This is a genomic window from Streptomyces sp. NPDC091377, from assembly GCF_044757045.1.
Lineage (GTDB): Bacteria > Actinomycetota > Actinomycetes > Streptomycetales > Streptomycetaceae > Streptomyces.
The window spans coordinates 134,876-146,032 of sequence record NZ_JBIVUE010000020.1 but is presented as its reverse complement, the minus strand read 5'-3'; the positions used below and the strand labels follow the sequence as shown (position 1 = coordinate 146,032).

At 72.8% G+C, this 11,157-nt stretch carries 6 protein-coding genes; 4 read left to right on the top strand and 2 right to left on the bottom strand.

Annotated features, from left to right (window positions below; genetic code table 11):
• Nucleotides 1-136 precede the first annotated feature (136 nt).
• Nucleotides 137-544 (bottom strand): hypothetical protein, encoded by a 408-nt coding sequence (locus ACIQNG_RS32715; RefSeq protein ID WP_401426789.1) that lies wholly within the window; start codon nucleotides 542-544, stop codon nucleotides 137-139.
• A 240-nt stretch (nucleotides 545-784) separates the two neighbouring features.
• Between ACIQNG_RS32715 and ACIQNG_RS32710 the strand changes: the two genes are divergently transcribed.
• The 4 genes from ACIQNG_RS32710 to ACIQNG_RS32695 all read left to right on the top strand — a co-directional run bounded on the left by ACIQNG_RS32710 (nucleotide 785) and on the right by ACIQNG_RS32695 (nucleotide 5,605).
• Nucleotides 785-2,722 carry a hypothetical protein gene (locus ACIQNG_RS32710; protein ID WP_401490049.1) on the top strand — a complete coding sequence of 646 codons (1,938 nt, stop codon included), beginning with the start codon at nucleotides 785-787 and terminating at the stop codon, nucleotides 2,720-2,722.
• Between the two features lie 94 nt (nucleotides 2,723-2,816).
• The gene (locus ACIQNG_RS32705; protein ID WP_401490047.1) at nucleotides 2,817-3,731 is read left to right on the top strand and encodes a metal-dependent hydrolase; all 915 of its coding nucleotides are present in this window, start codon (nucleotides 2,817-2,819) and stop codon (nucleotides 3,729-3,731) included.
• Complete coding sequence (locus ACIQNG_RS32700) at nucleotides 3,728-4,780, top strand: PDR/VanB family oxidoreductase (RefSeq protein ID WP_401490044.1); 1,053 nt, start codon at nucleotides 3,728-3,730, stop codon at nucleotides 4,778-4,780. The genes ACIQNG_RS32705 and ACIQNG_RS32700 overlap by 4 nt, the downstream gene beginning before the upstream one ends.
• Nucleotides 4,781-4,915: 135 nt before the next feature.
• Nucleotides 4,916-5,605, top strand: coding sequence for a TetR/AcrR family transcriptional regulator (locus ACIQNG_RS32695; RefSeq protein WP_401426778.1), 690 nt, complete (start codon nucleotides 4,916-4,918; stop codon nucleotides 5,603-5,605).
• Between the two features lie 55 nt (nucleotides 5,606-5,660).
• On the opposite strand, the gene pulA is transcribed toward ACIQNG_RS32695, so the two are convergent.
• Nucleotides 5,661-11,057: a pullulanase-type alpha-1,6-glucosidase gene (pulA, locus tag ACIQNG_RS32690; RefSeq protein WP_401490042.1), complete on the bottom strand. Its 5,397-nt coding sequence runs from the start codon at nucleotides 11,055-11,057 to the stop codon at nucleotides 5,661-5,663.
• Nucleotides 11,058-11,157: the final 100 nt, after the last annotated feature.

Sequence of the window (11,157 nt, the reverse complement as noted above, 5' to 3'; positions counted from 1 at the left end):
GGGGGCGGCGGCCCCGGGGGGGGGCCCCCCCCCCGCCCCGCCGCGCCGGGGGGGTGCGGGGGGGGGGGGGGGGGGGGGGGGACCCCCCCCCCGCCGCCGCACCTCCCCTTTTCCCCTTCTCCGAGGTGATCCGCGATCACCCGTGCACGGAATGGTCGGTCCCCTCCTCCAGATTGCCGCCCAGCGTCGTCCGCAGGGCCCGCACCACCTCACTCTCCCCCACAGCGACCCATTTGCGGCCGACGAGATAATGACCGCCGTAGTCCTTCGCCCCGTCGATCCACTCACGCTGTCCGCGGTCGGTGGCGAAGGTGGCGAGGACGAACCTGCCGTCGGCGTTCTCGCACAGCGCCTGGCGGAGTTCGTCGGCGTCGGTCTGCAGATCGGGCGCGCAGCGCACCTCGGCGGCCAGATGCTCCAGACTCCCGGTCGCCGTGCGCGGTACGGCCGCCTCCCGGCCGCCGTCGGAGCCGGAGCCGCATCCCGTGAGCACGGCCACCGCCACGGCGGCCCCCAGGGCGAGTTTCGGTCGGGTCAGCCTCATCTGTTCCTCCGGTCCGGCAGGGACACCCACGTACCGCACTCCGATACGGCTGCCGACCGCCCCGCGCTCAAATCCCGGAACGGGGCTGTTCCTGGTGCTGGAGGCACTCGCCCCGCATCTGCCCCGCCACCGGCGGACGAGGGGCAACCACGCCCGCGCGCTGATCGATCCCGCGTCGATCCCGCGTCCTGGGCGCGGCGGGCTGCGGTGACCATCCGCCGGTCCGCTCGTTCTCCGGACGTGCAGTCACAGGATGTCGCCCCGCGCCCCGCGCCCTCCGGATCCGGCTCCGGCTCCCCCGGGTCCGTCATCGATGTCGAGCAGGCCGAGGCCGCGCTCGTGGAGCACTATCCACGGCTGGTGCGGCTCGCCTACCTGGTGCTGCCGCCCAGTCTGAGCCGGGGCCGCCGAGTGCTGACCGCCCACGCCCTCACCCAGCGGGCGCTGCCGCGCGGCCGGACCGCCGCGCCGGTGATCCCGGCCCAGTCGACGGGCGCCCGGGACGGCGACGCCGGGTACGCCTACGTCCGGCTGCGGGTGCTGCGGACGGCGCTGGAGGCGGGGCTGCCGCTGCGGCGCCGGGCCTGGCCCCGACGGGCGCAGCTCCCTCCGATGCTGCCGCAGGTGTGGGGGCTGCGGCTGTTCCCGCGCTCGGGCGGCGCCGACGAACTCGCGCTGGACCAGCGGCTGTCGGCGCTGTCCGCCCCGGCGCGGGCCGGGTACGCCCTGCGCGGCCTGGAGCGGCTCTCGGACGCCGACGTGCGCCGGGTGCTCGGGGAGGCGGGGGTGGAGGGACCGGAGGCGGCGCTGGCGGAGGCCGACACGGTGCCCGCGCAGTACGCGCTGCTCGACTCCCCCGAGTTCGACCCCTGCTCGCTCCAGGCCCGGCCCACCGATCTGATGCGCCGCCGCCAGCACCTGAAGGCGGCGCTCGCCGCGTCGGCCGCGCTGGCGGTGTGCGGAGTGCTGCTCGGGCTGCCCGGCGACGGCTGGGGCCCGGACGGCCCCGCCGCCCCGTCCTACGCGCAGAACCCCTCCGCGCGGGCCGCCCTCGAACCGTCCCGGCTGATCAAGGTGCCCCCGGCCGCCTGGAAGTCCTCCGCGCGCACCGACTTCTCCGTGTGGCCCGCGCGCGGCGCCCTCACCGGGGACACCGAACTGCTGCACCGCGCCCTCGCCGTCTGGGCCCGCCCCGGTGCGTCCGTCAAGGTCTCGGCCACCCCCGCCACCGCGTCCGGCGGCCCCGCGGGCCCGCCCCAACTCCTCTACGCCGGTGAGATCGACACCGCGCGGGTCGTGATCTTCTACGACGGTCTGCGCCTCGCCCGCTACGCCGAGCCGAGGGACGGCCAGGAGGGCGCCGCCCTGGACTTCGCCCGGATGGACGGGGCGACCGACGCCGAGGCCAACGCCGTCCTGCTGAACCGCACCGACGGCAACGTCCGCTATCTGATGGCGCCCTGGGTGACGGAGGCCGGTGAGCGGGATCTGATGAAGCCGGGGTCCGGGGCGATGGAGCTGACCGTGACCGACGGGGTCTCGGCGCCGATGGCCAGCCCCGCCACCCGGTCCGGTACCTGCACCTCGTGGAACGTGCTCCAGGTGACCACGCCCACCGGCACCCGGCTCGCCTCGGACCTCGGTGAGCTGGTCCCGGCGCGGCTGACCACCGGACGGCCCGGCCAGGTGCATGACGCGGCCGGTGCCGAGGCGCTGCGCACCTGGTCGCCGTACGCCTGCTCGCTGGGCGCGGTGGCCGGTCAGGGCGTGCGGGCGGTGAACGCCTGGAACTACGCCGAGCAGCCGTTGCCCGAGGCGAGTGGTACGGCGTCGTGGGTGTGCACGCGCGCGGAGACCTGGCGGGGCGGCGGGCAGCGGGTGCTGGCCCAGTTCCGCACGCCGGGCAGCGCGTACGGGGCGGTCGCGGCGAAGGGGCAGAACGTGTCGGCGTGCGGAGCGCGGGACCCGCAGGTGCTGGCCGGGGTGCTGTGGAAGTCGCAGACGGGCTCCTGGTACCTGCTCGCGGCGGGCGGCCGGGACACCGCGTCGATCGCCACCACGGGCGGTGTGAAGGCCACCGCCCAGGGCAATGTGCTGGCGGTCCGCGCCGAGGCGGGCGCGAAGGCCGGGCTGAAGGGGACGCTGGAGGACGGGCGGACCATCGAGGCACTGCGCTAGCCATCTCCGGGGCCCCGTCCCGCCCGCCCGGTGCCGGGACGACAGACGGTACGAGGGGTTCCCCGACCCCTCTACCCATCAGTACATTGACGCCATGTCTAACAAGAGGGTCCGGCTGCCGGTGCCGGTCACGTCCGAGCGGACCGCGCTCAAGGCGCGGAACGTGTCCTTCTCGTGGGAGGGCACCCCGCTGCACTGGGTGCCCGGAGATCCCTTCGCGTCGCACACCATCAATGTGCTGCATCTGCTGCTGCCGGCCGGGGAGCGCTGGTTCGTGCACGTCTACCAGCAGGTGCTGCCCCACATCCGGGACGAGCGGCTGCGCGAGGACGTCATCGGGTTCATCGGCCAGGAGGCGATGCACTCCCAGGCCCACGACGAGGTGCTGCCGCATCTGCGGGAACTCGGCCTGGATCCGACGCCGTACACCGCGCAGGTCGACTGGTTCTTCGAGAAGCTGCTCGGGGACCGCACCCTGCCGCCGGGCCGGCCGCGCCGGTGGTGGCTGATGGAGCGGGTGGCGCTGATCGCGGCGATCGAGCACTACACGGCGTTCCTCGGCGACTGGGTGCTCAACGCGGAGGAGTTGGACCGGCGCGGGGCCGATCCGACGATGCTGGATCTGCTGCGCTGGCACGGCGCGGAGGAGGTCGAGCACCGGTCGGTGGCGTTCGACCTGTTCATGCATGTCGACGGCGGCTACGGGCGCCGGGTGCGCACCTGGGCCGCCGCGTTCTCGGCGCTGATGTTCCTGTGGCAGCGCGGGGCGCGGTTCTTCATGGAGAACGATCCGACGCTGCTGGACGGCAGGGCGACCTTCCGGGACTTCCATGTGCGGGGCAGGCGGGGGGTGCTGCCGTCGACGGGGGCCATGGCGCGCTCGATCCCGCGCTATCTGAGCCGTTCCTACCATCCGTCGCGGGAGGCGTCGACCGCGCAGGCCGTGGCCTATCTGGAGACCTCCCCGGCGGCCGTGGCCGCTGCCGCCGCCGGGAAGGGGGGCCGGTGAGGGCGGGGTTGCGGGCGGTCGCCGTGGTGGCGGGCGCGGCGCTGCTGGCGCGGCGGGCGTTGCGCGAGCGGATCCGGGAGTCGCCGCTGTGGCCGATGCCCGCGCTGGAGGTGCCCGTGTCGGGCCGGCCGCGTTCGCGGGCGCTGCGGTTGCGGCTCGCGGCGTACGAGACGGTCGCCGACGGGGTCGTACGGCTGCGGCTGGAAGGGCGGGCGTTGCCGCGCTGGGAGCCCGGGGCGCATCTGGACCTGGTGCTGCCGTCGGGTCTGGTGCGGCAGTACTCGCTGTGCGGGGATCCGGCGGACACCTCGTCGTACACGGTCGCGGCGCGGCTGGTGACGGACGGGCGGGGCGGTTCGCGGGAGGTGCACGAGCGGCTGCGGGAGGGCATGGAGGTGGAGGTGCGCGGGCCGCGCAACCGTTTCCCGCTGACCGGGGCCGCGTCGTATCTGTTCGTCGCGGGCGGGATCGGGATCACCCCGCTGCTGCCGATGCTGCGGGCGCTGGCGGACGGGCCGGAAGAGGTGGAGTGGCGGTTGGTGTACTGCGGGCGGTCGCGGGCGTCGATGCCGTTCCTGGAGGAGGTCGCCGGGTTCGGGCCGGAGCGGGTGACGGTGGTCGCCGAGGACGAGTCGGGGCGGCCGGATCTGGACCGGCTGGTGTCCGGGGTGCCGGAGGGCGCGGCCGTGTACTGCTGCGGGCCCGAGGGGTTGATGGCGGCGGTGGAGGACCGCTTCCCCGAGGTGCGTCTGGAACGGTTCACGCCGCGGGCCTCGGCCGGGGAGGGGGCGGCGTTCGATGTCGAACTGCGGCGCAGCGGGCGGACGGTGAGCGTCCCGGCGGGCACCTCGGCGCTGGCGGCGATCCGCGCGGCGCTGCCGGACACCCTGTACTCGTGCGAGCAGGGGTTCTGCGGGACCTGCCGGCAGCGGGTGCTGGAGGGTGAGGTGGACCACCGGGACGAGTTGCTGTCCGACGGGGAGCGGGCGGACTCGATGCTGATCTGTGTGTCGCGGGCGCGCGGGGAGCGGCTGGTGCTGGATCTGTAGCGGGCGGCCCAAGGGCCGTTGTGGCTACCTGGAGGTTCCGACGAGCCGTGCGGTGGTGTCGCTCGCGGTCGGATCCGTGTGAGCCTGATTGGTCCTGTCCGGTTCACGGCCGGATCCGATCGGTAGGGTGTCCTTATGTCTACCGGGGTTCGCCGACGCATGGGTGTCGAGGAGCGGCGTCAGCAGTTGATCGGCGTCGCCCTCGAACTGTTCAGCCGACGTTCGCCCGACGAGGTCTCGATCGACGAGATCGCGTCGGCCGCGGGCATATCGCGGCCGTTGGTCTACCACTACTTCCCCGGCAAGCTGAGTCTCTACGAGGCGGCCCTGAAGCGTGCTTCGGACGATCTGGCGCACCGGTTCGTCGAGCCGCACGAGGGCCCGCTGGGCGCCCGGCTGCTGCGGGTGATGGGCCGGTTCTTCGACTTCGTGGACGACCACGGTCCCGGTTTCTCGGCGCTGATGCGCGGTGGTCCGGCGGTCGGCTCCTCCACCACCAACGCGCTCATCGACTCCGTACGGCAGGCCGCCTACGAGCAGATCATCGCGCATCTCGGGGTCACCGATCCGCCCGCCCGGCTGGAGCTGGTGGTCCGCTCCTGGATCTCGCTCGCCGAGTCCACGGCCCTGATCTGGCTGGACGGGCGGCGGATCCCGCGCGCCGAGCTGGAGGTGCAGTTGGTGCACGACTTCGCGGCGCTGGCGGCGGTGAGCGCCGCGTACGACGAGGAGTCGGCCCAGTTGATGCGGCGGGCGCTGAAGGCCGAGCCCGCGGACAGCCCCTTCACCGACCTGGTGACCCGGCTGCTGGCGCTGGCCTCCTAGACACGCCTGTGCCCCTGTCCCGTTCCCGGGCAGGGGCACACACGTGGTCCGGGGGTCAGCGGGTGAACACCGCGACCGTCCGGCCCGGGACGGTGAAGGTGCCGTTCTTCGGGTCGTACGACGCCTTCTTGACCACCGGGTCCGCGCCGCGGGCCTGGACCGGGTGGAGGCGGTGATCCGTCCCGGCCAGGTCGGCGATCCGCTGGTCCTGGGTGCGCGGGGTGGCGTTGAACACCACGACCAGGTCACCGAGGCGCATGGTGATCACGCCCGGTGTCTCGTCCGTGCCGGAGAGCGGGAAGGCGAGCCGGTCCTGGACGGCGGCGGCGGTGCCGAGTGAGAAGTCCGGTTCGCCCGCCCGGATCCGCAGCAGGTCCCGGTAGGCGGCGGAGGTGCCGTCGATCTCGGCGCAGCCGACCTGGATCCGGGTCAGCAGGGGCTTGCCGAAGGGCCACTTCGGCGCGTTGTCGGCGGCGGGCGGCAGGCCCCGGCCGAAGCCGTTGCCGTCGGCGCAGTTCCAGTGGATGGCGTTGAACCAGTCGCCGCTGTCGTAGGAGTTGCGGTCCAGGGACTTGGAGCGGAGCAGGTCGGTGCCGGCCTGGGAGAGCGCGGGGCCCTGCGAGAGGGTGGCGGTGGCCATCGCGAGGACCTGCATCCGGGCCCGGTCGGCGGCGCCGACGGTCGGGGGCAGCTTGAAGGCGAGGGCGTCGAACAGGGTCTCGTTGTCGTGGGCGTCGACGTAGGCGAGGGCGTCGCCGGGGTCCGCCGCGTATCCGGCGGGGGCGCCGTTGTAGTCGACGTCGGAGCCCTTGACCGGGCGGCCCGCGGTGTCGGTGAAGCGGTATCCGGCGAGGTTGCCGGAGAGACCGACCTTGATCAGGTCCTGGTAGTGCAGGAGGCGGGCCTTCTGCTCGGCGGGGGTGCCGTTGGCGGGCGAGGTGTTGGGCTCGGTGTAGAGGCCGGAGGCGAAGCCCTGGACGCCGGGGTCCTCGTCGAAGGGGCCGCCGCCGCGCACGGCGTCACGGGCCCGGTCGGAGAAGGTGGCGACTCCGGTGCCGGCCATGTTGGCCTGGGTGGCCTGTTCGAAGCGGGCGTCGTCGGCGATCTCGCCGAAGTTCCAGCCCTCGCCGTACAGGATGATCTTCTTGCCGTCGACGCCGTCCTTCCGCGGGGTGAGGGCGTCGAGGGCTTCGCGGACGGCGAGGATGTTGGCCTTCGGGTGGTGGCCCATGAGGTCGAAGCGGAATCCGTCGACCTTGTACTCCTTGGCCCAGGTGACCATGGAGTCCACGACGAGCTTGCCCATCATGGCGTTCTCGGGGGCGGTGTTGGCGCAGCAGGTGCTGTCGGCGACCGAGCCGTCCGCGAGGAGCCGCTGGTAGTAGCCGGGCACGATCCGGTCGAGGACCGAGGTCTTCGCCTGTCCGGAGGCGGCCGTGTGGTTGTAGACGACGTCCATGACGACCCGCAGTCCGTCGTCGTTGAGGGCCTTGACCATCTCGCGGAACTCGACGGTGCGGGCGGTGCCGTCCGGGTCGGTGGCGTAGGAGCCCTCGGGGACGGTGTAGTGGTAGGGGTCGTAGCCCCAGTTGTAGGCGTCCTTGGCGGCGGCCTCGGCCACGCACTGCTGCTGGCGTTCGGAGTCGGCGGGCAGGGAGGCGAGGTCGCAGTCCACGGTGGCCTGGTCCTCCTTGCGTTCCGGGACGGTGGCGAGGTCGAAGGCGGGCAGCAGATGGACGTAGGAGGTGCCCGCCTCGGCGAGCTTCCTCAGATGGCGGGAGCCGTCGCTGTCCCGGTCGCCGAAGGCGCGGTAGGTGCCGGGGTCCTTCGCGGTGGGGTCGGCGACGGAGAAGTCCCGGATGTGGAGTTCCTGGATCTGAGCGTCCTCGATGGGCACGGCCCGGGGTTTCTTGAGCGTGGTCCAGCCGCGGGGCTGGAGGGAGCGGTCGGCCAGGTCCACGAGGAGGCTGCGCTCGGAGTCGGCGGTCAGGGCGAGTGAGTAGGGGTCGGTGACCCGGTTGGTGACGACCTCGCGGACGCCGGGCGCCCACACGTCGACGATGTACCGGTACGGCTTGTTCTTCCAGGACGGGGGGCCGGTGACGGACCAGACGCCGGTGGTGTCGTCGCGGCGCATCGGCTTGCGGGAGCCGTCCAGTTCGAGGGAGACGGACCGTGCCGTCGGCGCCCATACGGCGAGCGTCGGGCGGCCCTTGCGGAAGGTGGGGCCGAGGTCGGCGTCGGTGGCGTCGTAGGCGTCGTCCAGGACGCCCGCGATCTGGACGCCGGTCGCGGCGAGCACGGCGCCGTCGGCGGCGCGCTGGGCGGCGACGACCTGTCCGCGCAGGGCCTCGCGGACCATGGCGCGGTCACGGGGGTCGACGGACCAGGCGGTGGCGTCCTTCAGGTGCGGGAACTTCGCCTTCTGGGCGTCGGTGAGGGTGCTCCTGGTCAGCCGCAGGACGCGGGTGTCGGTGCCGGTGAGGGTGCCGTTCGCGGCCTTGACGGAGCCGGTGCGGGAGGTGAGGAGCGTGGTGGCGGCGGCCGTGTCGGAGGCGTTCCAGGCCACGGTGGACCGGTCGAGCCAGATCGCCTTGGAGGTGGTGAGGTCGATGGCGGCGGCGGATCCGGCCCGCTGCGGCAGCAGGTGGTTCTCCTGGCCGTTCAGCAGCCACACCTCGTGGCCGTCGGCCCGGAGGTCGAGCGACTGGTCGGCGGGGAGGTCCTTCTCGTCGCCCTTGTGGAGGATGTAGTTGAGGTGGGTGGCGCCTTCGGCGAGCGGCACCTCGAAGACGGCGCCGAAGGCATCGGTCCGTACCGGCATGAGGGGCCGGGACCAGTCGGTGGGCTGGGCGGCGCCGGTCCAGACGTGGAGGCCCCAGCCGTCGTAGTTCCCGTCGGCGCGGTGGTAGTGCAGGACCGCCTTGGTCCGGTCCGGGGCCGGGTACTCGGGCCGCTCGGTGCGGATCTCCTCCTTGCCCTGTTCGATCCAGATCTCGCCGGTCTTCGTGACGTCGATGGACCGGTCGGCGGAGACGTCCTTGTCGCCGTCCTTGTCGATGACGAGGAAGCCGACATTGGAGGCGCCGGGCTTGAGCTTGACGTAGGCGAAGGCGCCGTAGGCGTCCCGGCCGGTGAAGGGGTGGCTCTGCGGCCAGGGGGTGGACTCGCCGTCGGCGAGGTCGCCCCAGGCGTACAGGCCCCAGTCCTGGTAGTTCCCGTCCGCGCGCTTGTAGTGGACGATCGCGTAGTCCCGCGAGGACGCGGTGGGGGGCGTCACGACGGGCGGGGTGCCGCTGGTGGAGGCGGCGGTGGCGCTCGCGGTGCGCCCGGCGGCGTCGACCACGACGGCCTTGTACCGCAGGGCCGTTCCGGGCCGTACGTCCTTGCCGACGGTGTGGGTGACCTTGTAGGGGGCGTGGTCGGCGGAGCCGAGGGTGCGCCACCTGCCGTCGCCGGTCTGGGCGGCGAAGACGACCCGGGCGAGGCCGCCCCCGGTGACGTCGGCGGTCAGCTCGACGGTCCCGGTGGCGCCCGGGGCCGGGGCCTTGAGGGTGACGGTGGGCGCGGTGGCGGGGGCGGCCGGCCTGCCGTCGGCCTTGAGGACGACCGACGAGCCGGCCGGGACGGTGAGGGTGAGCCTGCTCCCGCCGTCGGACGTCACGGTGGTGTCGGTGCCGTAGAGACCGCGGTAGGCCGTCCGTCCGGAGCCGACGGGGAAGGTGACGGTCCTGGCCCGGTCGGCGTTGTTGAAGGCGACGACGTACTCGGTGCCGCGTTGCGCGTCGGTGCGGGAGACGGCGTGGACGCCGGGGCCGTCGTCGGCGTGGCGTTCGGTCTGGACGCCGTCGGCGAGCGCGGGGTGGGCCTTGCGGAGCCCGGCCAGTTCGCTGATCTGGCGGTAGAGCGGGGCCCGGGTGTCGTAGGCGTCGTCGGCGTGGGTGCGGTCGGTGCCGAGGAGGTCGTCGTCCAGGTAGTCGGGGACCTGGGAGGCGAACAGGGTCTGGCGGGCGTCCTTGTCGCCGCCGGCGCCGGTGAAGCCCTGTTCGTCGCCGTAGTAGATCACCGGGTTGCCCCGGTTGAGGAACATCAGCTCGTTGGCGAGCCGGGCCTTGCGGAGGAGTGCGGCGTCGGTCGCGTCCGGGGCGTCCTGCTTGAGGAAGGTGCCGATCCGGCCCATGTCGTGGTTGCCGAGGAAGGTGACCTGCTCGTAGGCGTTGGCCTTGTCGGTCGTGTACTTGTAGTCGTCGGCGAAGACCGAGGACAGCTTGCGGGCGCTGCCGCCCTGGGAGGCGTAGGCGCGGGCCGCGTCCTGGAAGGGGAAGTCGAGGGTGGAGTCGAGGCGGCCCTCGGTGACGTAGGGCGCGGTGACGGAGGTGTCGGCGGAGTAGACCTCGCCGAACATGAAGAAGTCGTCCCGGCCCCGCTCGGCCGCGTAGGCGTCCAGGGCGGTGGCCCACTGGGTCCAGAACTCCATGTTGACGTGCTTCACGGTGTCGATCCGGAAGCCGTCGATGCCGAAGTCCCTGACCCAGCGCTGGTAGATCTTCGCCATGCCCGCCACGACCTCGGGCCGCTCGGTCCACAGGTCGTCCAGACCGGAGAAGTCGCCGTAGGTGGTGGACTCGCCGGTCCAGGTGGAGTCGCCCCGGTTGTGGTACATGGTCGGGTCGTTGAGCCAGGACGGCACCTTGACGTTCCGCTTCGCGGCGGGGACGACAGGGGTGCGCGGGAAGGAGTCCCGGTCGACGGAGGGGAAGCGCCGCTTGCCGTCGGCGTGGTCGGCGTCGTCGAAGGGCCGTCCGTCCTCGGTCAGATAGGGGAAGGCGCCCTTGGAGAGGTAGTCGTACGCCTTCTCCTCGTAGTCGACCACGTCGGCGGTGTGGTTGGTGATGACGTCGAAGAAGACCTTCATGCCCTTGGCGTGGGCCTTGTCGATCAGGGTCTCCAGGTCCTTGTTGGTGCCGAAGTGCGGGTCGACCTGGGTGAAGTCGGTGATCCAGTAGCCGTGGTAGCCGGCGGAGGCGTCCTTGCCGGTGCCCTGGACCGGCTGGTTCTTGAAGATCGGGGCCATCCAGATGGCGGTGGTGCCCAGGCCCTTGATGTAGTCGAGCTTCTGGGTCAGGCCCTTGAGGTCGCCGCCCTGGTAGAAGCCCTTGTCGGTGGGGTCGTAGCCGGTGGCGAGGCGCGAACCGGTCAGTCCGCCGCGGTCGTTGGCGCGGTCGCCGTTGGCGAACCGGTCCGGCAGGACGAAGTAGAACTGCTCCCGGGTCAGCTCATGACGAGCGGGCTCGGCGGCGAGCTTCTTGTCGGACGGGGGCGGGGGCGGGCTGTCCGCCCGTGCCGCCAGGGGCTGGACCAGGGACGCGGCGAGCGCCGCGACGGCGACGGCCGCGACCCGTCCGCCCTGGGTGGTACGGCGCGTGCGTGGCGCCGGCCATCTCGGTATCACGAGCGTGAACTCCTTGCGATTACGGCTCCGTCGGGTCCGACCCCGTCGCCGCGGCACGGCTTCCTTGCCGGGCTCGGCGTGACCGTATCGCCGCGGAAAG

What these genes read in the sequence shown, in the direction of transcription:
- ACIQNG_RS32715 (WP_401426789.1), bottom strand. Translation starts at nt 544, where the DNA reads ATGAGGCTGACCCGACCGAAACTCGCCCTGGGGGCCGCCGTGGCGGTG.
- ACIQNG_RS32705 (WP_401490047.1), top strand. Translation starts at nt 2,817, where the DNA reads ATGTCTAACAAGAGGGTCCGGCTGCCGGTGCCGGTCACGTCCGAGCGG.
- ACIQNG_RS32695 (WP_401426778.1), top strand. Translation starts at nt 4,916, where the DNA reads ATGTCTACCGGGGTTCGCCGACGCATGGGTGTCGAGGAGCGGCGTCAG.